25 protein-coding genes are annotated in these 24,557 nt (G+C 63.9%); 7 read left to right on the top strand and 18 right to left on the bottom strand.

Translation table 11 applies throughout. The features are described from left to right. Window positions 1-183: 183 nt before the first annotated feature. The 8 genes from BM190_RS05295 to BM190_RS05260 all read right to left on the bottom strand — a co-directional run bounded on the left by BM190_RS05295 (window position 184) and on the right by BM190_RS05260 (window position 7,468). The gene (locus BM190_RS05295; protein ID WP_092252534.1) at window positions 184-1,335 is read right to left on the bottom strand and encodes a helix-turn-helix transcriptional regulator; all 1,152 of its coding nucleotides are present in this window, start codon (window positions 1,333-1,335) and stop codon (window positions 184-186) included. 304 nt (window positions 1,336-1,639) lie between these two features. Beyond that, window positions 1,640-2,140 (bottom strand): hypothetical protein, encoded by a 501-nt coding sequence (locus tag BM190_RS05290; RefSeq protein WP_092252532.1) that lies wholly within the window; start codon window positions 2,138-2,140, stop codon window positions 1,640-1,642. Window positions 2,141-2,231: 91 nt separating this feature from the next. Beyond that, window positions 2,232-2,678, bottom strand: coding sequence for a MaoC family dehydratase (locus tag BM190_RS05285; RefSeq protein WP_018319786.1), 447 nt, complete (start codon window positions 2,676-2,678; stop codon window positions 2,232-2,234). Between the two features lie 387 nt (window positions 2,679-3,065). Next, window positions 3,066-3,488 carry a hypothetical protein gene (locus BM190_RS05280; protein ID WP_092252530.1) on the bottom strand — a complete coding sequence of 141 codons (423 nt, stop codon included), beginning with the start codon at window positions 3,486-3,488 and terminating at the stop codon, window positions 3,066-3,068. A 12-nt stretch (window positions 3,489-3,500) separates the two neighbouring features. Then, window positions 3,501-3,722, bottom strand: coding sequence for a hypothetical protein (locus tag BM190_RS05275; RefSeq protein WP_018319783.1), 222 nt, complete (start codon window positions 3,720-3,722; stop codon window positions 3,501-3,503). A 141-nt stretch (window positions 3,723-3,863) separates the two neighbouring features. Beyond that, window positions 3,864-4,682 carry a lytic murein transglycosylase gene (locus tag BM190_RS05270; RefSeq protein WP_018319782.1) on the bottom strand — a complete coding sequence of 273 codons (819 nt, stop codon included), beginning with the start codon at window positions 4,680-4,682 and terminating at the stop codon, window positions 3,864-3,866. Window positions 4,683-4,796: 114 nt separating this feature from the next. Beyond that, the gene (locus tag BM190_RS05265) at window positions 4,797-5,603 is read right to left on the bottom strand and encodes a shikimate dehydrogenase family protein (RefSeq protein ID WP_092252528.1); all 807 of its coding nucleotides are present in this window, start codon (window positions 5,601-5,603) and stop codon (window positions 4,797-4,799) included. 5 nt (window positions 5,604-5,608) lie between these two features. Then, on the bottom strand, window positions 5,609-7,468 hold the full coding sequence (locus tag BM190_RS05260; protein WP_092252526.1) for a flavin-containing monooxygenase: 1,860 nt from the start codon (window positions 7,466-7,468) through the stop codon (window positions 5,609-5,611). Between the two features lie 176 nt (window positions 7,469-7,644). Here BM190_RS05260 and BM190_RS05255 point away from each other — a divergent pair, with 176 nt between their 5' ends. From BM190_RS05255 to BM190_RS05245, 3 genes are all read left to right on the top strand, one after another. Continuing rightward, window positions 7,645-9,270: a long-chain fatty acid--CoA ligase gene (locus BM190_RS05255; protein ID WP_092253048.1), complete on the top strand. Its 1,626-nt coding sequence runs from the start codon at window positions 7,645-7,647 to the stop codon at window positions 9,268-9,270. Window positions 9,271-9,376: 106 nt separating this feature from the next. Then, window positions 9,377-10,489, top strand: coding sequence for a glycoside hydrolase family 172 protein (locus BM190_RS05250; protein WP_092252524.1), 1,113 nt, complete (start codon window positions 9,377-9,379; stop codon window positions 10,487-10,489). Window positions 10,490-10,520: 31 nt separating this feature from the next. Then, window positions 10,521-11,732, top strand: a complete 1,212-nt coding sequence (locus BM190_RS05245; protein ID WP_018319777.1) for an acyl-CoA dehydrogenase family protein — start codon at window positions 10,521-10,523, stop codon at window positions 11,730-11,732. A gap of 216 nt (window positions 11,733-11,948) precedes the next feature. Here the strand turns inward: BM190_RS05245 and BM190_RS05240 are convergent, their stop codons facing one another. Together BM190_RS05240 and BM190_RS05235 are read right to left on the bottom strand one after the other, a co-directional pair. Continuing rightward, window positions 11,949-12,857, bottom strand: coding sequence for an amino acid ABC transporter substrate-binding protein (locus tag BM190_RS05240; protein ID WP_018321001.1), 909 nt, complete (start codon window positions 12,855-12,857; stop codon window positions 11,949-11,951). 160 nt (window positions 12,858-13,017) lie between these two features. After that, window positions 13,018-13,437: a nuclear transport factor 2 family protein gene (locus BM190_RS05235; protein ID WP_092252522.1), complete on the bottom strand. Its 420-nt coding sequence runs from the start codon at window positions 13,435-13,437 to the stop codon at window positions 13,018-13,020. A 143-nt stretch (window positions 13,438-13,580) separates the two neighbouring features. On the opposite strand from BM190_RS05235, the gene BM190_RS05230 reads away from it, so the two are divergent. Both BM190_RS05230 and BM190_RS05225 read left to right on the top strand, forming a co-directional pair. Continuing rightward, entirely contained in the window at window positions 13,581-14,822 is a 1,242-nt protein-coding gene (locus BM190_RS05230) for an amidohydrolase family protein (RefSeq protein WP_092252520.1), read from the top strand. A gap of 204 nt (window positions 14,823-15,026) precedes the next feature. Next, window positions 15,027-15,374 (top strand): hypothetical protein, encoded by a 348-nt coding sequence (locus tag BM190_RS05225; protein WP_177236921.1) that lies wholly within the window; start codon window positions 15,027-15,029, stop codon window positions 15,372-15,374. Here BM190_RS05225 and BM190_RS05220 read toward each other — a convergent pair. The 8 genes from BM190_RS05220 to BM190_RS05185 all read right to left on the bottom strand — a co-directional run bounded on the left by BM190_RS05220 (window position 15,364) and on the right by BM190_RS05185 (window position 22,554). Then, on the bottom strand, window positions 15,364-16,278 hold the full coding sequence (locus BM190_RS05220) for a DUF1932 domain-containing protein (protein ID WP_092252516.1): 915 nt from the start codon (window positions 16,276-16,278) through the stop codon (window positions 15,364-15,366). The two genes, BM190_RS05225 and BM190_RS05220, sit on opposite strands and share 11 nt — an antisense overlap. Then, complete coding sequence (locus tag BM190_RS05215; RefSeq protein ID WP_092252514.1) at window positions 16,278-17,147, bottom strand: substrate-binding domain-containing protein; 870 nt, start codon at window positions 17,145-17,147, stop codon at window positions 16,278-16,280. The genes BM190_RS05220 and BM190_RS05215 overlap by 1 nt, the downstream gene beginning before the upstream one ends. Window positions 17,148-17,166: 19 nt before the next feature. Further along, window positions 17,167-17,850 carry a 4-carboxy-4-hydroxy-2-oxoadipate aldolase/oxaloacetate decarboxylase gene (locus BM190_RS05210; RefSeq protein ID WP_092252512.1) on the bottom strand — a complete coding sequence of 228 codons (684 nt, stop codon included), beginning with the start codon at window positions 17,848-17,850 and terminating at the stop codon, window positions 17,167-17,169. Continuing rightward, window positions 17,847-18,560: a PIG-L deacetylase family protein gene (locus BM190_RS05205; RefSeq protein WP_092252510.1), complete on the bottom strand. Its 714-nt coding sequence runs from the start codon at window positions 18,558-18,560 to the stop codon at window positions 17,847-17,849. Before BM190_RS05205 ends, BM190_RS05210 begins: the two co-directional genes overlap by 4 nt. 64 nt (window positions 18,561-18,624) lie before the next feature. Then, window positions 18,625-19,929: a C4-dicarboxylate transporter DctA gene (dctA, locus tag BM190_RS05200; RefSeq protein WP_092252508.1), complete on the bottom strand. Its 1,305-nt coding sequence runs from the start codon at window positions 19,927-19,929 to the stop codon at window positions 18,625-18,627. Beyond that, window positions 19,926-20,810 (bottom strand): amidohydrolase family protein, encoded by an 885-nt coding sequence (locus BM190_RS05195; RefSeq protein WP_092252507.1) that lies wholly within the window; start codon window positions 20,808-20,810, stop codon window positions 19,926-19,928. Before BM190_RS05195 ends, dctA begins: the two co-directional genes overlap by 4 nt. Then, complete coding sequence (locus BM190_RS05190; RefSeq protein WP_092252504.1) at window positions 20,810-21,769, bottom strand: amidohydrolase family protein; 960 nt, start codon at window positions 21,767-21,769, stop codon at window positions 20,810-20,812. Before BM190_RS05190 ends, BM190_RS05195 begins: the two co-directional genes overlap by 1 nt. Before the next feature lie 74 nt (window positions 21,770-21,843). Beyond that, on the bottom strand, window positions 21,844-22,554 hold the full coding sequence (locus tag BM190_RS05185; RefSeq protein ID WP_092252502.1) for a TetR/AcrR family transcriptional regulator: 711 nt from the start codon (window positions 22,552-22,554) through the stop codon (window positions 21,844-21,846). Window positions 22,555-22,670: 116 nt separating this feature from the next. Between BM190_RS05185 and BM190_RS05180 the strand changes: the two genes are divergently transcribed. Both BM190_RS05180 and BM190_RS05175 read left to right on the top strand, forming a co-directional pair. After that, window positions 22,671-23,651 (top strand): tripartite tricarboxylate transporter substrate binding protein, encoded by a 981-nt coding sequence (locus BM190_RS05180; protein WP_092252500.1) that lies wholly within the window; start codon window positions 22,671-22,673, stop codon window positions 23,649-23,651. A 10-nt stretch (window positions 23,652-23,661) separates the two neighbouring features. Then, window positions 23,662-24,462: an ABC transporter substrate-binding protein gene (locus BM190_RS05175; RefSeq protein WP_092252498.1), complete on the top strand. Its 801-nt coding sequence runs from the start codon at window positions 23,662-23,664 to the stop codon at window positions 24,460-24,462. The last annotated feature ends 95 nt before the right edge of the window (window positions 24,463-24,557 follow it).

Below are 24,557 nucleotides of genomic sequence, written 5' to 3'. Positions count from 1 at the left end.
TCCTCAGACGCGCGTTCGGTGCCGTTGTGGCAAGCTTCGCGGCGCTCGCTGCTCTTCAATTATCCGAAGCGCGATATACGAAAGTCCTGAATGACTCGCGTCCTGCATTCGGATGACCCGCGAGCGCCGATCATCACAATGGATTGAGAACGCGGCACGTAACATCGAGGCATGTGAAATGAATCACGCGGCGCCGTCATCGCCGCTCGTTCGCCGCGCGAACGGCACGGCAAAGCCGGCGGCGATCTTCACCAGATCAGCCTGCCTGCCGGCGCCCGTCTTCTCGAACAGGCGACCGAGATGCGTCTTCACCGTCGTCTCGGCGATGCCGAGTTTTGCGGCGATGTTGGGGACACCGCCGATCTCGATGATCGCCATCAGCACGCGCAATTCGGACGGCGTCAGCCTGAAGGCTGCGGCGATCGCGTCGGCTGCGAGCAGCGGCAGCATGGAAGCTCTTTGAACGAAGAGCATCGTGGCTGCAACGTCCCTTGGCAGGCTGCGATCCCGCTTCAGTGGAAAAGCATGGAGCAGATAATGCTGCCCATCGGCCGACGTCGCAAGTTCGATCTGACGACGAGCCGCGGAATGTGTGCCTTCATCGAATTCGCACAGGCCGCGGAATATTTTGTCGGTTCGGGTGTTGCGGGCCACGATCCGGTCGCCGACGATCGCAAGCAGATTGGCATCGGCGAACAACTGACGGCATGCCGCATTGGCATGGACGACGCGGCCGTCCGCGTCGAGCAGGCAGATCGCGGTGTTCAATCCGTCGAGGACGTCGGCAAGGTCGTCCACCGTATGCGAGCGTGCCCTGATCTGACGGCCCATGATCTGCGACCGATGGATGTGCGGAGCGAGCAGCCGCATGCGCTCGCGCATCGCCTCGTCGACGGTTCCGCGGGAGCGATGGCGCAACACCTGCAGGATCGTGGTGCGCGCGGCCGTCTTCTCGAGCGCGACGGTCGCAAGGTCTATCGCCCCTTGCGGCTCCACCCACTCGCGGTGGAAGCTCGTCTCGAGGAAGTCCGCATGGGGCATGATGTCGGTCACGCCGATCGTCTGTTCGGGCGCGAGGGTGAGATGACGGTCGAGCAGAGGATCGAGCTCCACATACCGGTCGCGATAAAGCTGACGGAAGCGGGCGTCGGTTCCAAAATGCTGGTGAATCTCGATCGAAAGCCGCGCTGAGTCCCTGGACAGGATCATCGCGGCGCAACCACCGACGAACTGCGAAACCTGCTCCAACGCGCCGCTGCGCAAGGCGGGGTCAACCGCCGCGTCGTAGATCTCGCCGATCAGAGACGAGAACCGATTTGCCTGATGGGTCGTCATCGGACGGACGACGCCATCAGCGTGCGGCCCGTCCGGGACGGAGAGCTCGCGATCCGGGAACTGACGGAGAAGACGGGCCGGTCAATTGCCGCCTTCGACGAGGAAAAAACGTTGCAGCCAGATGCTGGAATATCGAACATCGTCCTTGCGTAACGTCAACCGCAGGGTGCGGCTTGGACTGTTTCGCCAAAGACTAGGATAAATGCGAACAGCGCGCGGACTGTGTGCGATGAGTCACGCGCCGGTTCGTTGCCACCTACTTCGTTGCCGACGTCCTGCCGCTTTCACGGCCGGCAGCGGCAACTTATTTCCGGTTCTCCTCGCAGAACTTCAACGCCGCCAGCGCTTCGCCGGCACGCGGTACCTGCATCTCGATACTGTCGTCGTCATCGTCCTCGAGATCGAGCGTCAGGCGCCTCGCCTTCGACAGGCGGTCCATCATCGACTGGTCGTACTCGAAGATGCCGCGCACGGTGGTCTTGTCCATGACCTCCCACTTCGCCTTCTTCATGATGTCCGCATCATCAGTGCCGACATCGGCCCGAAGGATCTCGCCGACATTCTCCCATTCCCAGCCATCGTAGATCATCACGATCACGATCGCCTTCTCGGAATAGGTGATCACGATGACGTAGTCGCGGTTCTCGTCATCCTTGTCCTTGTAGCCGCGGCTTGCATTGCAATGCGTGTCCTGCGTGCGCTTTTCGATGGTCCAGTCGCCGACCCTGGATTGTTGCGCATGCGCCGGCCCGGCGCTTAAGGCGCCCGTCGCGATCAGCAAAGCGGCAAGAAGGAATCGTTTCATGTCAGCCTCCAGCGCGTTCCCCGGGCCGAGATGACCACCTCCGCGGGAGGGCCGCAAGGGCTTACCCGGGACAGAACGGCGGCGCCTGTGCCTATCCTCGTCGCGGCACGATCGCGATGGGGGTGAAGGTGTAAACCTCCTCGCCGCTCTGGTTGAACATGGTCCATTTCACCAGCGCGATACCCTGCGGCTTCGACTTCGAGGGCGTCAGGCTCATGACCTCCCCGACCAGATGCAGGCGATCATTGGGCCGCACCGGCATCGTCCAGCGCAGGCCGTCGACGCCGGCGCCGATCAGCGGGTGCGGGCCGAATGGGCGGGTCTGGATCGCGAGGTTCATGGCAATCGCCGCGGTGTGCCATCCCGATGCAGCAAGGCCCTTGAACAGGGTCGCCTTGGCCGCCTCGTGGTCGAGATGCATGGGCTGGGGATCGAACTCGGCCGCGAAGCGCTTGATGTCGGCTTCGGTGACCACGACCTCGGGCGACCTAAACCGCATTCCGATCGCCAGATCATCGAACCATTCGACCTGCGCCATGATTTTGCCTCGCAATGTCTTGCGCCGCCTTCGAAGAGGCGGCCAAAGGGCTCCAGCAATAGCGGGACCGCAGCGCACAAAACCAGCCCCGAGGTTCCCCGCGAAACCCCTTTCCCGAGGCGACGAAACACCGCTGAAACAGATCGCCGCTTAAGTCGTTGTCAAAATAAATACAGGGACGGCTACCATGCAATTCCTTCTCGACCTGATCTACGACTATTCCTGCTGCCGCAACCTCGTTGCCCATTCACTACGGGAGGACGAGCTATGATCGAGCTGATCTCGGGCCTGCTCGCCCTTTGCAGCGCCGGTGTCTTCGCGGCGCACGCGCTGGACGCCTACCGCACCACGCACCACTAACCACCGACCGCTTCGCTGTTTCAGCCGCTAGAAAGGCCGCCGGTAGAAGTGCTCCGAATGCGTTGCCGGCGGAAAGCGGTTGGCGAGAGAGAGCGCGCCTGTCTCATCCGTCTCGAGCGCGATCTTCTGCGCCAGCATGACGTCGCCCGGCACCAGGAAGCCTGACGGGACGAAGCACCATCCCATCGTCGCGCGGCCTTCGCCGTCGATTTCGTGGACATTGGCGGCGGTGCCGTAGTGAATGCGGTAGATCTTGCCGGTGTCGCATCCGATGACGTCGAAATACCGGTGCTCTTCGAATTGGGCGCGCTGTGCGGGCGAGAGCCAATCGAAGAGCAGCCGGCGGCCACGGGCATCCGGCGTGTTCTCGCCGAAGAAGCGCCGGTACAGTTCACGCAGCGCATGCAGACGCGCACGCGCCGGCGCGCGGAGCCAAACCGCCGTAATCATGAGCAGCTCAGATCAACCGCCGACCAGGCGGGGATAGAACAGGGTTTCCTGCGCGGTCGGGTCGAACGATCTGATACGAGTGACTTCGCCGGGTCCGTTGCGAAGGGCCGCGGTGAAGCCGGCTCCGGTCAGCTCCCGAAAGCGCCGTTCGGCTCGCGCCAGCGCTTCGGCATTGCCAGGATCAAACTCGTGGCGCGTATCGCCAGTCTGGTCCATCACGATCTGGGTTGCCATGTTGAGTCTCCTCATGCCCAGCCCTGAATCTGATCAAAGCAAACCTCGTGCCCTCGGTTCCTGATGGCAACAACTTTCTCATGCCGGCCTATCACGCCTTGCTGAGCAAGAGCGTTTTCGAGCGAAGTGGACGGGTTTTCGTCAGCGCGAGGCCGCCGCTCCGCCGCCCTCGTCGATCTGCCGGCCCATCAGCGCGATCGCCTTCTGATAAACACCGGCCGCATTCCAGGCCTCGATGGCGGCGAAATTCGGCTCGCCCGGCTGGTAACCGGCTCCTGCTTTCCAGCCATGACCTTTGAGGAAATTCGCCGTCGAGTTCAGCGCGTTGGCGGCCACCTCGAGGTTGCCGGTGCCATAGGCCAGGATGTTCTTGGGCATGAACTGGGTCTGGCCGACCTCGCCATGCATGGAGCCGCGGGTCGCCCCCGACAGCGTGCCGCGGTCGACCAGCTTCAAGGCCGCGTAGAGCTGGTCGGTGAAGAATTCGGGACGGCGGCAGTCATAAGCCAGGGTTGCGATCGACGACAGCATGTTCTGGTTGCCGCGCTGGCTGCCGAAACCGGTCTCCATGCCCCAGATCGCGATCAGCGGGCCGGGCGGGACGCCATAGCGCTGCTGGATGGAGGCGAACAAGGCAGCCTGCGACTGCTTGAGCTGGCGCCCCTTGGCGACGATAGTGGTGGCGCCGCGCTTGGCGAGAAACTGGTCGAGCGTCAGCGAAAAGCTGCGCTGGCCGCGGTCGGCCGCAATGGTGGCACTGGCGTAGTTGGTCTGCATCAGCGCCGAGAGCGCGGTCTGGCCGATGCCCTTGCCCTGCGCCTCTGCGCTGAACTCGCGTTTCCAGGCTTCGAACCCGCCCGGCCCGTTGCCGCAGGTGGCGGCCTCGGCGCGGGGCGCCAGAGAGAGCACCAGCGCTGTGGCGCCGATCATGGCCGTCGCAACGGTCCTGCCCTTGGTCATTCCTCTTATCCTCTCCTCAAATACGCGACCGGCTCGCGCGAGCGCATGATCCTACGTCGGCTTTGATCGCTCAAGCCCCGCGGAGCGCAACGGGCGCCTTGACATCCGGGCGGATCACCGCCCTTCGCCACGGCCGAGCAGGAAATCCACCATGATCCCCTGGTGCTGCTCGTACATGTCCGTGCCGGTCCCGGTCACGCAGCCGGCCTGTCGGGCCGCCGCGATGAAGGGCGAGATTTCGGGCTTGGTGATGACACAGCCGCAATAGGCCGAGGGCGCAAGCCGAGCGACATCGACCGGCGGCGGATCGCCTTCTTTCATCCCTGCCGGTGTCGCATTGGCGACAAATTCAAAGCCGGTGGGATCCGTGGTGCCGGCCCGCACTAGCGCCTTGCCGAGCCCGTTGAGTTGCCCGATCAGCGCGTCGCGGCGCTCAGTTGCGCTATCGTGAATGGCGAGCTTGCTCACGCCGGCCTCCACCAGCGCGAGCGCGATGGCCGAGCCCGCGCCGCCAGCGCCGATGAGCAGCGCCCGCAGGCCCGCAGGGTTGACCCCTTTCGCCCGCGCGGCACCGACGAAGCCAAGGCCGTCGACCATGTCGCCATGCCATGCGCCGTCGGCGCGCCGGCGCATGAGGTTGACGCTGCGCAGGAAGTGAGCGCGCTCCGTCGCACTCGTGCAAGCCTGGTAGCAGGTGAATTTGTGCGGGATGGTCACGACGAGGCCGTCGAGATTCTTCAGGCGCGGTGCCAATGAGAGGAAATCCGGCAGATCCGCGACCGAGACCTGAACCGGAACGAGAATGCCGTCATGGCCGCGGGCCGCGAAGGCTGCGGTCACGCCTGCGGGCGAGCGCACCTGGGCGATGGGATCGCCGACGATGACATAGAGGCGCGTGGCGCCCGCGGGTGGCGGGATCATGCCGCTCAAGCCGACAACGGAGAGCCGCCTGCCTCCGCCGCGGTCCCATAGGTCAACTCCAGTCCGTCCAGATTGCCCTCCTTCCGCCATTTGTCGAGCAGCCGCAGGAACGCCACCGGCCCGCGCCAATATTGGCTGTTTCTTGCCGCGATCGGATCGAACACGCCCTCGTTGTTGTAGTAACCGGGCGTGCATTCGGCGAGATAGGTCTGGCGGCCGAGCGCGGCCTTGACGACCTCCTCGACCCAGGCGTTTTCCGCGGCCAGCGTCGGCTCCAGCGTTCGGGCTTTGCGCTTGCGCGCTTCGGCGATCACATAGGCGATGTGCTGCGACTGCTCGTCGATGATGTGCGGGAAGTTGGCGCTCTGGCCAGCCTGCACCGTAACGATCAGGAAGCAGTTCGGAAAGCCGCGGCTGTAGAATCCATGCATCGTCTTGACGCCGCCCTGCCAGCGCTCGGTCAGGCTCATGCCGTCGCGGCCGTAGACCTCGAAGCCCATGCGGCGGGCGTAATCGGTGCCGACCTCGAAGCCGCTGGCATAGATCAGGCAGTCGAGCTCGTAAGCCTTGCCGCCAGCCACGACGGCGTTCTCGGTGATGCGCTCGACGCCCTGCCCTTTGGTGTCGACGAGATGCACGTTGGGACGATTGAAGACATCGAGATATTCGTCGTGGAAGCACGGCCGCTTGCAGAACGCCTTGTACCAGGGCTTGAGCGCGTCCGCGGTCGCCGTGTCCTTGACCACCGCATCGACGCGGGCGCGGATCTCCTCCATCTTGCGGTAGTCGGCCTGCTCGATGACTTTCAGCGCCTCTTCCATCGAGGTCACCGGCTGCGGCTGACGGCGCGGCGCCAGCAGGATCTCGCCGAGCAGGCCGGTCCAGCCGTCCTGCACCAGGTCCCATTCGACCGGCTCGCCGGAGATCACGGCGGTGAAATTGTCCATGCGCTCGCGCTGCCAGCCGGGCCTGAGGCTCTGCGCCCAGTTTTGATCCGTCGACCGGTCGTCCCGCACGCCGATCGCCGACGGTGTGCGCTGGAAGACATAGAGCTCCTTCGCAGCGCGTCCGAGATGCGGCACGCATTGCACGGCGGTGGCGCCGGTGCCGATGATGCCGACGCGCTTGTCGGCAAGTCCGGTCAGACCACCATCCGCATTGCCGCCGGTGTAGGCGTAGTCCCACCGACTGGTATGGAAGCTGTGGCTCTTGAAGGTCTCGATGCCGGGAATGCCCGGCAGCTTCGGTCTGCTGAGCGGACCTCCGGCGAGAATGACGAAGCGCGCACGGATGCGATCGCCCCGATCGGTCTCGACCAGCCAACGCGCCTCCTGCTCCTGCCATGCCATCCGCGAGATGACGGTCTGAAACAGCGCGCGGTCGTAGAGGCCGAAATGGCGGCCGATGCGGCGGGAGTGCTCGTAGATTTCCGGCGCGCGCGCATATTTGCGCACCGGCATGTAGCCGGTCTCTTCCAGCAGCGGCAGATAGATGTAGCTCTCGGTATCGCAGGCGGCGCCAGGATAGCGATTCCAGTACCAGGTGCCGCCGAAGTCGGCAGCCTTTTCCACGATGCGGAAATCATCGATGCCGGCTTCGCGCAAACGCGCGGCACAGAGAAGCCCGCCAAAGCCGCCACCAACGATGAGCACTTCAGTCTCTTCACTGACAGCTGCGCGCGCAAATCCGGGATCGGCCCAGGGGTCGTCGAGGTAGCGGCCGAATTCCCCTGTTACCTCGACATACTGGGCCTTGCCCTCGGCACGCAAACGGCGGTCGCGCTCGTCGCGATAGCGCGCGCGGAGGGCTGCAATATCGACGGTAGGTTCGCCGGCTGCACCGGTCTTGTGTCTTTCCGCTGACATGCATTTCCTCCACGGAGAACGCTGCTTCGCCGGCAGCTCGGATCAGTTAGCCCTGAAAAAGTGACGCATGCAATCGCGTCCAATGTTTTTTGCGTGAACGCCGCGCGACGTTCCGCTAACCTCACGCGCAAATCACAAGCACAACGCCACGCAACGACGTGGCCGTGGAGGAGACCATGCAGGGATTGATGATGGACATGCCGCTTCTGATCAGCGGCCTGATCCAGTATGCCGCGGACTATCACGGCGAGGCCGAGATCGTCGCGCGCGAGATCGAAGGCGACATCCATCGCTACACCTATGCCGACGCCCATCCGCGCATCAAGCGCATGGCGCTGGCGCTGAAGCGGCTCGGCATGAATCCCGGCGATCGCGTCGGCACGCTGGCCTGGAATACGCATCGTCATTTCGAGATGTTCTATGCCGCGCCGGGCATGGGCTATGTGCTGCACACCGTCAACCCGCGACTGTTTCCCGAGCAGCTCATCTACATCATCAACCACGCCGAAGACCGCCTGCTGTTCATCGACCGCGCCACGCTGCCGATCGTCGAGGCGATCGCGCCGCAGCTCAAGACGATCGAAGCCTATGTCGTGATGTCGTCGCGCGAGCGGATGCCCGAAACCAAGCTCGCCAACGTGCATTGCTACGAGGAGCTTCTGGAAAAAGAGAACGACGCCGGCTTCGTCTGGCCGGAGTTCGACGAAAAGTCCGCCTCGACCATCTGCTACACCTCAGGCACGACGGGCAATCCCAAGGGCGTGATCTATTCGCACCGCGCCGCGATCCTGCAGACCATGACGTGCTGCAATTTCGACTTCCTGCCGGGGCATGTCGAAGGCGTGCGCGAGGTGATGATGCCGATGGCGCCGCTGTTCCACGGCAATGGCTGGAACATGCCGTTCACCGCCCCCTATACCGGCTCGAAGCTGGTGCTGCCCGGCCGCAATTACGAGCCCGACAAGCTCTACGAATTGCTCGAAGGCGAGAAGGTGACGCTGTCGGCGGGCGTGCCGAGCTTCTGGCTGATCCTGCTCGACTGGCTGGGGCGCACCGGCAACAAATTCTCCACGCTGCGGGCAACGCTGTCGTCGGGCTCGGCGCCGCCGCGCGCGATGGTCGAGAAGCTGAAGCGCGACTACAATATCGACTACATCCAGGCCTGGGGCATGACCGAGGCCCTGGGCTGCTCCATGCCGGGCTTGCGGCCGGGCTCGGAGCACCTCACCGACAAGGAGAAGTTCGACCGGCGCCAGGTGTCCGGCCGCGCCTGTTTCGGTACAACTCTTCGCATCGTCGACGACAGCGGCGTCGAGCTGCCACGCGACGGCAAGTCCGTCGGCCATTTGCGCGCCCGCGGTCCCTGGGTCGCCTCCGGCTACATGAAGTTGGAGGAAGGTCTCGACCGCGACGGCTGGCTGATCACCGGCGACATGGCGGTGATCGACCCGCAGGGCCACGTCACGCTCACCGACCGCTCCAAGGACGTGATCAAGTCCGGCGGCGAATGGATCTCCTCGATCCAGCTCGAGGACGTCGCCTTGTCTCACCCCGATGTGCTTCAGGCAGCCGTGGTCGCGATCAACCATGAGAAATGGCAGGAGCGTCCCCTCCTCCTCGTCGTCCGCAAGAAGGGCGCGACCGTCGACGGCAAGACGCTGCTCGACCACATGCGCCCGAAGGTCGCGAGCTGGTGGATGCCGGACGCCGTCGAATTCCTCGACGAATTCCCGATGACGGGGACCGGCAAGGTGTTGAAATCGGCTCTGCGCGAGAAGTTCAGGGAGTATCGCGTCGCATGAACGGCACGCGATCACATGCGGGCCGTTCCGTATCCGATCGTCTTCATCTTTTGGTGGATTTGGGGGCGATATAGCGAAACGTCGCTAATCGCTCATCGAGGACATCATGGCGTTTTCCGGATTGGGCCTGCATCTCGGCAATCTGTCGCGCCTGTCGAACGCGCAGACGCGTTCGATCAGCCCCGAGAACTTCACCGGCGAGAAGGGCAAGGGCGGCATGTCCGTCGATGGCCCCGCCGCCCGCCAGGCGCGCGATCTCGGACAGGGCTGGAAGGTCTCGCCCTATGTCGTCATCGAACCGGGCACGACCTTCGCGCTCGGCGACATCGCCGGGCAAGGCGCGATCCAGCAGATCTGGATGACGCTGGCGCGCGGACGGCTGCGGCATTCGATCCTGCGCATCTACTGGGACGACCAAACGCTGCCGAGCGTCGAGTGCCCGGCCGGCGATTTCTTCGCCTGCGGATGGGAGGAGTTCGCGCAGGTGTCCTCCCTCGCGGTCTGCGTCAATCCCGGCCGCGCCTTCAACTGCTATTGGGAGATGCCGTTTCGCAAGCGCGCGCGCGTCACGCTGGAGAACCGCAGCGAGGAGCAACTCACCGTCTACTACCAGATCAACTACACCCTGACCGACGTGCCGGAGGATTGCGCCTACTTCCATGCCCAGTTCCGCCGCACCAACCCGCTGCCTTACAAGGCGGTCTATACCATCCTCGACGGCATCAGCGGCGCGGGCCACTATGTCGGCACCTACATGGCCTGGGGCGTCAACAACAACGGCTGGTGGGGAGAAGGCGAAATCAAGTTCTACATCGACGGCGACGGTGACTTCCCGACGATCTGCGGCACCGGCACCGAGGACTATTTCTGCGGTGCCTATAATTTCGATCCCTATGTCGCCCATTCCGGCCAGGGCCAGCAATCGCGCTACCAGGAATTCACCACGCCCTATGCCGGCCTGCCCCAGGTGATCCGCCCCGACGGCGTCTACAAATCGCAGCAACGCTTCGGCATGTATCGCTGGCACATCCCCGATCCCGTGCGCTTCCGCTCCGATCTGCGCGTGACGATCCAGGCGCTGGGCTGGTTGCCGGGCACCAAGGAAGCCAAATACCTTCCGCTGCAGGACGATATCGCCTCCGTCGCGTTCTGGTATCAGACCCTGCCGACGGCGCCTTTCCCGAAACTGCCCGGCCCGGATTATCTCGAAATCGGCTGATCCTGCCGCCGATCAATCAAGGAGACCAGAGATGCTCTACCCGATGTCGCCAAAAGTCGTCGAGCTCAAGCGCAAGCTCGAGAGCTTCATGGACCGGCACATCTACCCGAACGAGGAGCGCTTCTATCGCGAGGCGGAAGAGCTGGGACCCTGGAAGGTCTATCCTGTCGTCGAGGAGTTGAAGCCGCTGGCACGTGCGGAAGGCCTCTGGAACCTGTTCCTGCCGGAGTCCGGCCATGGCGCAGGCCTGACCAATCTCGAATATGCCCCGCTCTGCGAGGTGATGGGCCGATCGCATCTGGCGCCCGAAGTGTTCAACTGCTCGGCGCCCGATACCGGCAACATGGAGGTGCTGGAGCGCTACGGTTCGGAGAAGGACAAGGAGCGTTGGCTGAAGCCGCTGCTCGCAGGTGAAATCCGCTCATGCTTCGCCATGACGGAGCCTGCGGTCGCCTCATCCGATGCGACCAACATCGAGAGTTCGATCCTGCGCGATGGCGACCATTACGTCATCAACGGCCGTAAATGGTATACGACCAATGCGACCGACCCGCGCTGCAAGATCTGCATCTTCATGGGCAAGACCGATCCTGACAATCCGGACCGCCACAAGCAGCAATCGATGATCCTGGTGCCGATGGACACGCCTGGCATCGAGGTGAAACGTCCCCTGCCCGTGTTCGGCTTCTACGGCGTGCCCGACCGGGCGTCCGAAGTCGTCTTCACCAATGTGCGGGTCCCCAAGGAGAACATGCTGCTCGGCGAAGGCCGTGGCTTCGAGATCGCACAGGGCCGCCTGGGGCCCGGCCGCATCCATCACTGCATGCGGCTGATCGGCCTTGCCGAACGCACGCTGGAGAAGATGTGCCGCCGCGTGCGCAGCCGCGTCGCCTTCGGCAAGCCGGTCTCCGAACAGACGGTGACGCAAGAGCGCATTGCAGAATCCCGCATCATGATCGAGCAGGCCCGGCTGCTCACGCTGAACGCGGCCTACGCGATGGACACGGTCGGCAACAAGGTCGCGAAGGCCGAGATCGCGATGATCAAGGTCGCCGTGCCCAACATGGCCTGCCAGATCATCGACTGGGCGATCCAGGCCCATGGCGGCGGCGGCACCTCGAACGATTTCGGTTTGACCCAGGCCTATGCCACTGCGCGTTTGCTGCGGCTTGCCGATGGACCGGATGAGGTCCACCGGAACCAGATCGCCCGGTTCGAGCTGAAGAAATATTCGAACGCTTAGAGCGCTTACTCACCGAGAGCACGGTGCCATCTTCCCTTCTCCCCTTGTGGGAGAAGGTGGCGCGAAGCGCCGGATGAGGGGTCTGCATCCATGGAGACAGACCCCTCACCCGAATGAACGCGCCTCAACAGCGGAGATGCCCTCTCCCACAAGGGGAGAGGCGCAATAATGGGCAGCGCGAAGCCCGCGATCTGCTGGCGCCTCGGCGCCCTCGCCTCAGTTCGCCAGATACACGTCCGGATCGGCGCTCCAGCTCGGCTTCTTGAAGGCGTTGCGCAGGGCAGGCGACATCGGGACGTTGTAGTTGAGGCCGTTCGGCGGCGTCGGGGACTGCAGCCATTTCTTGTAGAGCACCTCGATCTCCGGGCTTGCATAGAGCTCCGCAGTCGCGCGGTCGGCGAGCGCCTTGAACGGCGCATCCTCCCGCCGCAGCATGATGCCGTAAGGCTCCGGCTTGGAGAACGCCTCCTCGCTGATCATGAAGGCTTGCGGCTCCTTCGAGCGCGCGATCGCGACCGCGAGCTGCACGTCGTCGAGTGCGTAGGCCTGGGCGCGGTCGGTTTCCAAGAGCAGGAAGGCTTCGGCCTGATCCTTCGCCGGCATCAGACTGATGCCGAGATTGCGTTCCGTATTGACCTTGGCGAGCTGCGTCAGGTTGACCGAGCCGGCGACCGCCGTGACCGCCTTGCCCTTGAGATCGTCGATGGTGTTGATCTTTGCGGCCTTCTTGGCGGCGAACCGCGTCGCACTGAGGAAATGCGTGTTGGTGAAGGCGACCTGCTTCTGGCGGTCGGCGTTGTTGGTGGTCGCCGAGCAGTGCAGGTCGAGCGTGCCGTTCACCATCAAGGGGATCCGGTTCGACGAGGTCACGGCGAGCGTGTCGACGACGATGTCGGGCATGCCCAGCTGTTTCTTCACGACGTCGACGATCTTGAGGCAGATGTCCATGGCGAAGCCGACCGGCTTCTGGTTGCCGTCAAGATAGCTGAACGGGACCGAGGCTTCCTGATAGCCCAGGGTGATCTTTTTGGTCTCCTTGACCTTCTGGAGCGTGCCCGACAGATCTTCGGCTGAAGCTGCGCCCGCAAGACATGTCAGGGCCAGGATAACGGTGGGTAGACGCATCGGCTGCTCCTAAAGGGGGCTCGCGCCTCCATCCCGGGCGCGATCGCGGGATTTGATAGCGCAGGCGCAGGCCAGCCGCCAGACGGGCTCGCGCCTATCAGCTATCGCAGCTTTCGATATGACGAGCGGCCGTTCGGCTCCGCCCGTGCCGAGACGGATATTACGCGTCGATGCCGCGTTGGACCAGGATGCGTTCGGCGCTATCGTTCCAGACATCCATCTTGGTGATCTTGCCGTTGCGCACCACGAAGCGGTCGACGTAACGGTTGCCCTCGAACGGAGTGCCGTCCTTCCATTCGCCGTAGAGGGTGCCGACGCTGTAAACCACGGTCTCGCCGTCGCCGGGGCAGACATCGAACCGGTCCATCTTCTTCTTGACCCAGCGGTAGCGCTTGGCATTGAAGCCGGTCGGGCCGCGCGGATGATCGAACTCGCGCCCGCCGGTGAATGTAATGACGGTGCCCGGCGCCATATAGGTGGCCGCAGCGTCGGGATCGGGGATCATCGATGCTGTGAGATAGGCCTCCACGATCGCGGCGTCGGATAAATCAGCAGTTTCGGCTCTGGCGGCAACGGACATGGCAGGCTCTCCCGGGTTCGCGGAATATTACCGCCACTGTCGCGGAATCCATGCATATATTTTGCACACTTGCCTCGCTACACTGCCGGCAATCTGGAGCCGCCGATCCCCGCCGATTGCTCTAAGTTCCGTCCGCAAGAGCCATGATCACCCAGCCCGCCTTCGACCTGATCTTCCGTAACGCACTGTTGCGATCATCCGCCGCGCCTGTCGACATCGGCGTGAAAGCCGGCCGGATCGCCGCGATCGAGCCAAAACTCGCCTGCGAAGCGGTCGAGGTCGATATCGGCGGTCACCTCGCCCTGCCCGGTTTCGTCGACACCCACATCCATCTCGACAAGGCCTGTCTGCTCGACCGCTGCGGCCACGATCACGGCAGTCTCGGTGACGCCATCCGGGCTGTGTCAGCCGTGAAGCGCGACTTCACCGTCGAGGATGTTTACGCGCGCGGCGCCAAGGTGCTCGAACGCGCGATCCTGCATGGCACGACGCGCATGCGCACGCATGTGGAAATCGATCCGCGGATTGGTCTGCGAAGCTTCGAGGGGGTGAAGGCGCTGAAGCGCGACTATGCATGGGCGCTCGACCTGTCGCTCTGCGTGTTCCCGCAGGAGGGGCTAACCAACGATCCCGGAGCTGAGGAGCTCCTGGTCCAAGCGCTGCGCGACGGCGGCGAGACGATCGGCGGCTGTCCCTATACCGACACCGATCCGACCGCGCATCTTGCGCGCATCTTCGATCTCGCCCAGGAGTTCGACGTCGACGTCGATCTCCATCTCGACTTTGATCTCGATCCTTCCTGGTGGCATCTCGACGAGGTCTGCCGCCAGACCGAGCGGCGCAACTATCACGGCCGCGTCACGATCGGCCATGCGACAAAGCTCTCGGCCCTGCCGCCGGAGCGGATGAAGACGGCCACGGTGCAACTGGCGAAAGCCGGCGTCGCCGTCACGGTGCTGCCCGCGACCGATCTCTATCTGATGGGGCGCGACGCCACCCACAACGCACCGCGCGGGCTGACCCTCGCCCACAAGCTCGCGGGCGACGGCGTGGTTTGCTCGGTCGCCACCAACAACGTGCTCAATCCCTTCACGCCGTTCGGCGACGCCTCGTTGCTGCGGATGGCGAACTTCTACGCCAATGTCGCGCACGCCTCGGTGAGGGATTTCGACACCTGCCTCGATCTCGTGACCGAGCTGCCGGCGCGGCTGATGAACCTCGACGATTACGGCATCAAGGTCGGCAATCCCGCCGATCTCATCGTGCTTGATACGCAAGACAGCCGCTTCGCCATCGCCGAGCTGCCCGACGTCATGATGGGCTTCAAGGATGGCCGGCAGACGTTCGCACGGCAGCGGCCCGCGCTGTTCCGGCCTGGGGCCTGAACGCGTTCCGGTCCACTCTCCAACGGTAAAATCGTCGGGAACACGGCTGATCGTCGGACCGTTTCGTACCAATTTGCGGCCGATCCGTCCTCAGATCCGAGCCCGGTAGAATCCCGGACCGTAGCTGTGCGCATTGCACAACAGGCCGCCCGGATCATATTAAAGGGGCGCACTGAACGACCTGTTCAGTGGGGAAGCATGTACATGTTCAGCGCATTCAGTAGCATGGATTATCGCTCCATTCGGGCCGACTCGCCGGCGGAAACGGCCGTCAAGCGCCTGAAGGGAATCGGCGAAGTCCTATCTGGCCTCGATATCTCGGCGATCCACACGCAGGACGACATGACCCGCGCGCTCTGGACGCTGGATACTGCCGACAAGTGCATCCGCATGATTCTCGCAGAGTTCCGCACCGCGCCCGCCAAGGAGCAGGTCGTCCGCGAGGCCAAGTGCCTGGCCGACTTGATCGAGCTCGCCCGTGACGAAATCTCGAACTATCGCGACCGCGGCAGGGTTTTGAGCTCAACCTACGCGTTCGGCGTCAGCGTTTGATCTTGCTCAGGATTCGATCTGCCTCGGTACGCCAATCAGCGCTGCGCGCAAACTCCTTGGTGCCCCTGGCGCCGAACAGCCCTTCATCGGCGAGATCAGCGACCCAGGCCTGACGCTCGGCTGTGCTCAGCGCGGACCATGGTGTCAGTCCCGCCTCCCGCACGGTCTCGGCGACCTCACGCACCTCCTCGGCGCGCCGGCGACCGTGCTCGATGACGCGCTGGAAGAAATAGGCGCCCTGCTTCTCCCAGTTGATCGCGGGAAAGGTCTCCGCGAGCGAGGCCAGCACGGCATCCTCGACCCCATAGGCCCGCGCGGTCGTAAAACTCTCGATGACCATGGCCTCCAGGCCCTTGATCATGATGCTGCGGCACATCTTCACGGCCGAGGACACGCCGAGCTTGTCGCTGGCAACCTTGGCGGCAAAGCCGATCGCGTTGAGCAGCGGCTCCAACTCGCTCGCGCCGGGACCGCCGAGCAGCAACGGCACCTTGATGCGATATGGCGGCACCGAGGTCATCACGGCACCTTCGACATAGCGGCCGCCTCCGCCATCGATCAGCGCAGCGGCGCGCTGCTTGGCGCCGGGCGATGCCGAGTTGAAATCGAGGAACCAAGTGCCCTGATTGACCGCAGCGGCGCAGGCCTTTGCCACCGGAACGGCCTGGCTTGCTGTGACCGCGGAGATGATGAAGTCCGATTTCGCGGTCAGCTCAGCGTGCGACGCCGCCAGCGTCACACCAAACTTTATCGCATGCTCCTTCAGCGAAGCGCCCTGCTCGCCTCCGAGCTTGATGTCATAGGCCGAGACCTTGATATCCTGCTGGCGCAAATCCTCGGCCAGGATCCTGCCGACTTCGCCATAGCCGATAAGCCCGATCTGCCATCGTTTCGGATCCACCATCAGTTCAATCCTCGTGTCGTCTCGTCGAACAGCTCCTCGATCGCATAGCGGCGCGGAATCAGCGCCTGCTGGAATGCGTAGTCGACGATCAACTCCAGCGGCTTCCGGTTGGCCTCGATCCCGAACGGGACAAGGTCGGGCGTTGCCGCAGGCCCCACCTGCGCCTTGTCCTGCTTGAGGAGATCATAGACGCCCGCAACGATCCCGGGACGCGTTCTCGCCAGTTGCTCGGTCACGACCACGAGATGATTGACCGGTACGACACCGCGCTTGGCGTACCATTTCGCGGCCTCCGCGGCCGGATCCGGGAACAGCGGCTTCAGCCTGGGACTATCAGAGGTCTCGCCGAGAACTGCGTCGAGCTCGCCGTCGAGCAGCATCTGCAGGATCTTCTTGTCCTTCGGGGCGCGCTCGGTGGTGTCGACATATTCGGCGACGTGCGGATCCTCGAAGGTGACCCAGCGGATCTTGTCGAGATTGACGCCGTAATCGTTGGCGAGAATGCCCCTGATCCAGGCGCCGGTCGTCGTCGTGAACGAGCGGATGCCGACGCGCTTGCCTTCGAGATCGGACGGTCCGAGCGTTCCCTTCGTGGGATTGTAGAGCGCATAGGAATGCTGGAAGCGCCCAAGCATGGTCGCCGGCAGCAGCACCAGCGGCTTGCCGTGGGCTTTCGCCATCAGATAGGTGACAATCGCCATCTCGCAGACATCGAAGGCCTGCTCCCGCACCATCGGCTTGAACGCGGTGTTGGTCGGCGTGTACGTGATGAAGTCGAGATCGAAAAGATCGGAGCGGAGCGCGCCGCTCTTCACGGCCTGCACGTGGGGATGATTGCCGAGCACGGCCTTCAGCTTGAGACGATCCATCCGCCCGCTCCGCTAATCTTCAGACGTCCTCGGGATTGTCGACATAGACGAGCCCGGCCTTCGCCAGCGCCTCGCGCATGCCGTACATGTCGAGACCCAGTTCGCCCGAGGCAAGGCGCTTGCGCTTGCCGCCTTCGTCAGCGTTGCGCTTCCTCGCCTTCTCGGCAACCTCGGCGGCGTAGCGCTTCGGGACCACGACGACGCCATCGTCATCGGCGACGATGATGTCGCCGGGATCGACATTGACGCCGGCACAGACCACGGGAATGTTGACCGAGCCGAGCGTCGCCTTGACTGTGCCCTTGGCCGAGACAGCGCGCGACCATACCGGAAATTTCATCTCGTGCAGCGCATTGACGTCGCGGCAGCCGGCATCGATGATCAGCCCCTGCACGCCGCGTGCCTGCAGCGAGGTCGCCAGCAATTCGCCGAACATGCCATCGGTATTGTCGGTGGTGCAGCCGACGACGAGGATGTCGCCCTTTTTGCACTGCTCGACCGCGACATGGATCATCCAATTGTCGCCGGGCTGCGCCAATACGGTGACGGCGGGCCCGGCGATCGACGCGCCCGCCCAGACCGGGCGCAAATAGGGCTTCATCAGACCCATGCGCCCGTAAGCCTCGTGCACGGTCGAGACGCCATACGCCGCCATGTTGGCGGGATCGGCGCGCTCAATGTTGCGAACGACGACCGGCTTCATGCCAGCTCCTCCGCAACCGTCGGGAACAGGCGCTGATAGGCCTCGCCATAGGTCATGGGCACGCCGGTGTTGCGGCTGCCCTGAATGCCGCGGTTGAGCGCGACGCGCTCGTAATAACCCCAGAGATGTTTTTGCGCGGCGAGGATCTGGAATGCCTCGTACTTCTCCTTCCAGACCTCATCGATCTTGAGGAGCAGATCCGGCTTGTAGTTGCACTGCTCAGGCTGATGCGGCTCGAACAGGAACACCGGTGGCGCCGAATATTTGTACTGCACGCCGGGCTTGTGGCCCATGGCCTGCGCGACCACACGCGTCTCCTGGGCGAAATGCGCCGCGTTGGGATGGTCGAAATTATAAGGGTCTTCCAGCGCGTGGGTCAGCACGAAGCTGGGATTGAGCTCGCGGTAGATGTCGACCATGCGGTCGAAATGCGCCTCCGTGAGCTTCAGCGGATAGTCGCCGCAGTCGAAGAACTCGATCTCCGCGCCTAGCAGCTTTGCCGCCCGCTCCGCCTCGTCCTTGCGGCCGGCCTTGACCGATTCCAGCGTCGCGCCCTTTTCCTTCCAGGCAAACTGGCTCTCGCCGCGCTCGCCAAAGGACAGGCAGACGATCTTCATGCGATAGCCCTTCTTCGCATGCAGCGCGATCGCGCCGCCGGCGCGCCAGACGAAATCGCCGGGATGGGCGGTGATGACGAGACCTGTCTTCATGGGAGAAACTCCCCTCTCTTGTTCGTAAGCATCATAAGCCGCCTGCGTCGCGCCGGAAGCCAATTCATCGGATCGCAGCGGCCGCTTGTTCCTCGCCGTCGAGCACGCGCCTCAACCGTTCGCCGTCGAGCGCGCCTTCCCATTTGGCAATCGCGATGGTCGCGACCGCGTTCCCGATCAGATTGGTCGGCGTCAGCCCCTGCGACATCAGGCGATGGATGCCGAGCACCAGTGCCACGCTCGTCACCGGGATGGTGCCGGTCGCCGACAGCGTCGCCGCCAGCACGACGAAGGCGGCGCCCGCGATCCCCGCCGCGCCCTTGGAGGTCACCAGCAGGATCAGCAAGAGCTCGATCTGCTCGGCAAGCCCGAACGGCGTGTTGGTCGCCTGCGCCAGGAACACCGAGGCCGCGGCAAGGTAGAGGCAGGTGCCGTCGAGATTGAAGGAGTAGCCGGTCGGGATCACGAGCCCGACCACGCTCTTCTCGCAGCCCGCCTTCTCCAGCTTGGTCAGCATCCGCGGCAGCACCGTCTCCGACGACGTCGTAGCGATGCAGATCAGCAGCTCTTCCCAGATGTAACGGATCAGCTTGAGCAGCGAGAAGCCGCAGAGCCGCGCGACGGGGCCGAGCGCCGCGACGACGAAGACCAGGCAGGTGAGATAAAAGCCGCCGAGGAGCTTGCCGAGCGAGGCCAGCGATCCCACGCCGAACTTGCCGACCGTGAAGGCGATGGCGCCGAATGCACCGATCGGCGCCGCCCACATCACGAAGCCGACGACGGCGAACACCATCTTAGCGGCGATATCGATCAGATGGACCAGCGGCAAGGCCCGTTCGCCGAGCTGCACCAGCGCAAAGCCGCAAAGGACGGAGATGAACAGCACCTGGAGGATGTTGCCTTCGGCGAAGGCGCCGATGAACGTCGCGGGCACGATGTTCATCAGGAATGGCACGAAGCCGATGACGCTGGTCTGCTTGACGTAAGGCTCGATCGCGCTAGCATTGATGCTGGCGGGATCGATGTTCATGCCGACGCCGGGCTTGAGCAGGTTGATCGCGATGAGACCGATGATCAGCGCGATCGTGGTCATGATCTCGAAATAAACTATCGCCTTCACCGCGACGCGCCCGACCCGCGCCATGTCAGCCATGTGCGCGATGCCGTGCACGACGGTGCAGAAGATGATCGGCGCGATCAGCATCCGGATCGCCTTGATGAAGGCATCCCCGAGCGGCTGCATCTTGGCGCCCGCCTCCGGACTGGCGATCCCAAGCGCGATGCCGGCCGCCATGGCGATGAGCACCTGGATCCAGAGCTCCCTCCACCAGGGCCGCCCGCGCGGCTTGTCGATCGCGATCGCCGTCATCGGTCGAACTCGAACAGGCGCGCCGGATTGTCGACGAGGATCTTCTGCTGGAACTCCGGCTCCGGCGCGAACAACGGGATCAGATCGACGAGGTCGCCGTCATTCGGCATCGCCTTGACGTTGGGATGCGGCCAGTCGGTGCCCCAGATGACGCGGTCGGGCGCGGTCTCGACGATCTTTCGCGCGAACGGCACCGCGTCGGTAAAGGGCGGACCGCTGGAGGACACCCGCTCCGAGCCACAGATCTTGACCCAGCATTTTTCGTCGCGCTGCATCAGCTCGATCAAAATCTTGAACGGCAACTGGTCGAGCCCCTCAGAGGCCTTCACCCGTCCCATATGATCGATGGTGTAGCTCAGCGGCAGCCTTGCCAGCATGTCGGCATAATCAAACAGGTCGATCGCATCGAAATGCAGGTCGATGTGCCAGCCGAGCGGCGCGACCATGGCGATGACGCGATCGAACACGCCCTTGTCAGGGACGCCGCCGAGATGGCGGACGAAATTGAAGCGGCAGCCGCGAAAACCGCCCTCGTGCAGCGCACGAAGCCCGCGCTCGGTGATGGTGTCGTCGATATTGGCGACTGCGCGATAGGCGCCGCTACTCTGCGCGATGGCATCGAGCGCCACACTGTTGTCGGTGCCGTGCACGCTGGCGTTGACGATGACGGCGCGCTCGACACCGAGCTTGGCATGCAGCGCGCGGAAATCCTCCAGCGGCGCATCCGGCGGCGTGTAGGATCGGTCAGGCGCGTAAGGGTATTTCGAGCCGGGCCCGAAGATGTGGCAGTGCGCATCGCAGGACAGTTTTGGCAGCTTGAACTTCGGCGTGCGCGTGTTCCGATCGGGCGGCGGAATGGTGGGAGTGTACATCATCGTCATCAGGTGAACTTGAACAGGCGTGCGGGATTGTCGACCAGCAGCTTTTGCCGGACCTTTGCGTCGGGCGCGTAGAGCGGAATCAGGTCAACGATCTCGCCGTCGTTCGGCATGACCTTGACGTTAGGGTGCGGCCAATCGGTGCCCCAGAGCACGCGATCGGGCGCGTTGTCGATCAGCGCCTTGGCAAACGGCACCGCATCGTGGAACGGCTTGCCGACGGCGGAGGCGCGCTCGAGCCCGGTGATCTTGACCCAGCACTTCTCGTCCTTTTTCTGAAGGTCGAGCAGCGCGGTGAAGCCGGGATCGTCAAGCCCCTTCCCGGCCTGCACCGTGCCCATGTGATCGATCACATAAGGCGTCGGCAGCGCAGTCAGGAGGCCTGCGAATTCGGCGATCGTGCCCGGCTCAAAATAGACGTCGATGTGCCAGCCGAGCTCGGCAACGCGGTGCACGATGCGCTGGAACTTACCCATATCGCCGACGCCGCCGAGACGCCTGAGGAAGGCAAAACGGCAGCCGCAGATGCCAGCCTTGTCGAGCGCCGCCAGCTCCTTCTCGGTCATCTCGTCATTGACGTTGGCGATGCCCCTATAGGCCCCCTCGCTCTGGGCGATGGCGTCGGTGACGACGCGATTGTCGGTGCCGTGCACGGTCGCATTCACGATCACGCAGCGCTCGACGCCGATTGTCTCGTGGACGCTGCGAAACGCCTCCAGTGGCGCATCAGCCGTGTTGTAGGGGCGCTTTTCCGCGAAGGGGTAACGCGACGCCGGCCCGAAGATGTGGGTATGGCTGTCGCAGGATTTTGCCGGCAGCTTGAACAACGGCGTCGTGGGATTTGGGTCCGGCGGCGTGATCGTCGACATCGCTTTCGGCTCTGCGCCTTGCGCACACGCCTCGCTCGCAAGCGCCGCACCGGCCAGTCCGGTCAAGAGATGCAAGCACTCCCGCCTGTTCATGTTCCCAACACCCTGTCACACCGTCCGCCTGCGAGCGGAAGCGCTGTTACGCGCCTCCCCTCGGGTGGCTTCTTTCAAGTCTTGCTGCTGACGACCGGCCGCCGCCGCGCCGGCGCGGCATGATCGAGCGGCGGCGCCTGGAATGAGGCGACCGTGGCCTGCACCAGCTGCTCGATAGCGCTGGCGGCATCGCCGCCATCGGCCTCGCCGCGCGACAGGCGCGAGACGCGATCCGGTGTCACCAACGAGTAATAGAGTGCGCCGAGCAGGAAGTGACTGCGCCAGACGATGTCGGTGCGCGGAATGTGCGGCAAGCTCTCGTGGATCGCATCGATGAAGGCGTGACTGGTGTCGTCAAAGGTCTGCGCTATGATTTTTCGCGCGACCTCGTTGCCCTCGGCCGACATCACGGCGCGCAGCCGCGTGAAGCGCGCACCGCCGCCGGCAAGGTCGCTGCCCGAGGTGAAAGCCGGCACGACGTAGGCCCGCACCACAGCCTCCAGCCGGTCCTGGAGATCGCGCACCCGCCTGGCGGCGGCGAGCAGCTCCGAACGTCGCAAATTCATCGGCCCGCAATGGCGCCGGTAGATCTCCAGCAGCAGGCCGTCCTTGGTCTTGAAATGATAGGTCACGCTGCCGGGATTGGCTCCGGCAGCCTGCGCGATGTCGCGCACCGAGACGGCGTTGAAGCCGTTGATGGCGAACAGCTCCTCGGCCGCGGCGAGGATTGCCTCGCGCATGTTCGGCTTGCGGGCCGTTTCCTTGCTGGTGGGCTTGCGTACCATGTGATTTGTACTATCGTACAAAAGATCAGGTCTCGTCAACAAAAACCATGGGCGGCGTCCGGACGGCCTGGAAGACCGATGCAAGGATGCGTGCGCCCGCAAGGAGTGCTGGGAAAATGCTGGGTATGAACAAGACAATCGGCGGATTGATGCTGGGCGCCGGTTTGCTGCTCGCGGGCAGCGCCGCGCAGGCCGCCGACACTTATCCGAGCAAGCCGGTTCACATCCTCGTACCTTACGCGGCCGGTGGCGCGGTCGACGTGCTCGCGCGCACGCTGAGCCAGGCGCTGGCCAAGTCCTGGGGTCAGCAGCCGGTAGTCGACAATCGTCCCGGCGCCGGCGGCATCGTTGCCTCGCAGGCGCTGACGCAGGCCGCGCCCGACGGCTACACGCTGATCCTGGTCGCGAGCGGCCATCCGCTCAACCAGTTCATCTATCCGAGCGTGCCCTACGACACGTTCAGGGATTTTACCGCAATCACCGAAGTCGCCTCCTCACCGCTCGCGATCGTGGTGGCCAAGGACAGCCCCTACAAGACGCTCGGCGATCTCCTGGCTGCGGCGAAGAAAGATCCGGACAAGCTATCTTACGGCATGTCCGGAAACGGTACCTCGGCGCATCTGGCCGGCGAACTGTTGAAGCACATGTCCGGCAGCAAGATCGTCGCGATCCCCTACAAGGGCGGCGCGCCGGCACTGACGGCCGTGATCGCAGGCGAGATCCCGCTCAGCATCAATCCGCTCGCGGAAGCGATCGGACAGCTCGAAGGCGGTCCGGTGCGCGCACTTGCCGTGACCTCGGCCGAGCGCTCCAAGGCATTACCTGACGTCCCGACCGTCGCAGAATCCGGCGTCGCCGGTTACGACGTTTCGGTGTGGTGGGGCGTGCTTGGTCCGGCAAAAATGCCGCCGGAGATCGTGGCGAAGCTCGAGACCGATCTGAAGGCGGCGCTGCAGGATCCAAACGTGCTGTCGACGCTCGGCAAGATCGGCGCCGCTCCGGTCGGCTCCTCCGCCAAGGAGTTTGACGCCTACATGCGCGCCGAGGCGACCAAATGGGAGCCGGTGCTGAAGGCGGCCAACATCCGCGCGCAGTGAGGCTCTTTGCATGAGGGCCTTCTCTGGACGCCTCGCCCGCACCGCCCTCTTGGTGGCCGCAATCATCAGCCTGTTCGGCGCGTCCGCGCGCGCCGACGGCGAGGCAAAGCTGCTGGCGCCGAGCGGCAGCTTGCGCGTCGGCATCTATCCGGGCAGCCCGACCTCGATGGTGACGGATGCCGTCGGCAAGCCGCACGGCCTCGCCTATGATCTCGGCGCCGAGCTCGCCCAGCGGCTCGGCGTTGGCGTCGATTATGTCAGGTTCGAGCGCGTTGCCGACATCGTCAGCGCGATCCACGATGGCAAGATCGACTTCACCGTGACCAACGCCACGCCGGCCCGCGCCAACGAGGTGAGCTTCAGCCGGCCCGTGCTGGCAATCGAGCTCGGCTTTCTCGTCCCGGCGAATTCGCCGATCAGAGAGGTCGAGGACATCGACAAGCCCGGTGTGAAGATCGGCGTCACCAAAGGCTCGACCTCCGAGCGCACGCTGCCGACAAAATTCAAGAACGCGACCATCGTTCCCGCCGCAAGCGTCAAGGCCGCCATCGCGATGTTCGGGAGCAGTGAGATCGATCTCTACGCGACCAACAAGCCGACGCTGTTCGAAATGTCCGACCAGATGCCGGGCGCAAGGATTCTCGACGGCAATTGGGGCCTGGAGCACATGGCCATCGCGATCCCCAGAGGACGCGAAGAGGCGCTGTCCCTGCTCAACAGCTTCGTTGCGGAGAAACAGTCGTCCGGCGCGTTGGAGACGATCCAACGTCAGGCTGGCTTGCGCGGCGCGATGAAGGTAACGCGCGAGTAGGTCTCGCCGAGCGAGACCGCACGACGCAGCTGCTGCAGTCTCTCGAAAACCTGCGAACGATTGGCGATCGCAGCATCGCGATAGCCTCGCGTCCA

Origin of the sequence: Bradyrhizobium sp. Rc3b, assembly GCF_900114915.1 — a bacterium.
GTDB lineage: Bacteria > Pseudomonadota > Alphaproteobacteria > Rhizobiales > Xanthobacteraceae > Bradyrhizobium.
Note: the sequence above shows the minus strand (reverse complement) of the source record. Positions and strands in the feature narration are given on the sequence as shown.

Coding starts and splice junctions, on each gene's coding strand:
- BM190_RS05210 (WP_092252512.1), bottom strand. CDS start 17,850: ATGAAGCCGGTCGTCGTTCGCAACATTGAGCGCGCCGATCCCGCCAAC.
- BM190_RS05220 (WP_092252516.1), bottom strand. CDS start 16,278: ATGGTGGATCCGAAACGATGGCAGATCGGGCTTATCGGCTATGGCGAA.
- BM190_RS05205 (WP_092252510.1), bottom strand. CDS start 18,560: ATGAAGACAGGTCTCGTCATCACCGCCCATCCCGGCGATTTCGTCTGG.
- BM190_RS05260 (WP_092252526.1), bottom strand. CDS start 7,468: ATGTCAGCGGAAAGACACAAGACCGGTGCAGCCGGCGAACCTACCGTC.
- BM190_RS05250 (WP_092252524.1), top strand. CDS start 9,377: ATGGCGTTTTCCGGATTGGGCCTGCATCTCGGCAATCTGTCGCGCCTG.
- BM190_RS05180 (WP_092252500.1), top strand. CDS start 22,671: ATGCTGGGTATGAACAAGACAATCGGCGGATTGATGCTGGGCGCCGGT.
- BM190_RS05270 (WP_018319782.1), bottom strand. CDS start 4,682: ATGACCAAGGGCAGGACCGTTGCGACGGCCATGATCGGCGCCACAGCG.
- BM190_RS05240 (WP_018321001.1), bottom strand. CDS start 12,857: ATGCGTCTACCCACCGTTATCCTGGCCCTGACATGTCTTGCGGGCGCA.
- BM190_RS05265 (WP_092252528.1), bottom strand. CDS start 5,603: ATGATCCCGCCACCCGCGGGCGCCACGCGCCTCTATGTCATCGTCGGC.
- BM190_RS05245 (WP_018319777.1), top strand. CDS start 10,521: ATGCTCTACCCGATGTCGCCAAAAGTCGTCGAGCTCAAGCGCAAGCTC.
- BM190_RS05275 (WP_018319783.1), bottom strand. CDS start 3,722: ATGGCAACCCAGATCGTGATGGACCAGACTGGCGATACGCGCCACGAG.
- BM190_RS05190 (WP_092252504.1), bottom strand. CDS start 21,769: ATGAACAGGCGGGAGTGCTTGCATCTCTTGACCGGACTGGCCGGTGCG.
- BM190_RS05195 (WP_092252507.1), bottom strand. CDS start 20,810: ATGACGATGATGTACACTCCCACCATTCCGCCGCCCGATCGGAACACG.
- BM190_RS05295 (WP_092252534.1), bottom strand. CDS start 1,335: ATGACGACCCATCAGGCAAATCGGTTCTCGTCTCTGATCGGCGAGATC.
- BM190_RS05225 (WP_177236921.1), top strand. CDS start 15,027: ATGTTCAGCGCATTCAGTAGCATGGATTATCGCTCCATTCGGGCCGAC.
- BM190_RS05290 (WP_092252532.1), bottom strand. CDS start 2,140: ATGAAACGATTCCTTCTTGCCGCTTTGCTGATCGCGACGGGCGCCTTA.
- BM190_RS05255 (WP_092253048.1), top strand. CDS start 7,645: ATGCAGGGATTGATGATGGACATGCCGCTTCTGATCAGCGGCCTGATC.
- BM190_RS05175 (WP_092252498.1), top strand. CDS start 23,662: ATGAGGGCCTTCTCTGGACGCCTCGCCCGCACCGCCCTCTTGGTGGCC.
- dctA (WP_092252508.1), bottom strand. CDS start 19,929: ATGACGGCGATCGCGATCGACAAGCCGCGCGGGCGGCCCTGGTGGAGG.
- BM190_RS05215 (WP_092252514.1), bottom strand. CDS start 17,147: ATGGATCGTCTCAAGCTGAAGGCCGTGCTCGGCAATCATCCCCACGTG.
- BM190_RS05230 (WP_092252520.1), top strand. CDS start 13,581: ATGATCACCCAGCCCGCCTTCGACCTGATCTTCCGTAACGCACTGTTG.
- BM190_RS05280 (WP_092252530.1), bottom strand. CDS start 3,488: ATGATTACGGCGGTTTGGCTCCGCGCGCCGGCGCGTGCGCGTCTGCAT.
- BM190_RS05285 (WP_018319786.1), bottom strand. CDS start 2,678: ATGGCGCAGGTCGAATGGTTCGATGATCTGGCGATCGGAATGCGGTTT.
- BM190_RS05185 (WP_092252502.1), bottom strand. CDS start 22,554: ATGGTACGCAAGCCCACCAGCAAGGAAACGGCCCGCAAGCCGAACATG.
- BM190_RS05235 (WP_092252522.1), bottom strand. CDS start 13,437: ATGTCCGTTGCCGCCAGAGCCGAAACTGCTGATTTATCCGACGCCGCG.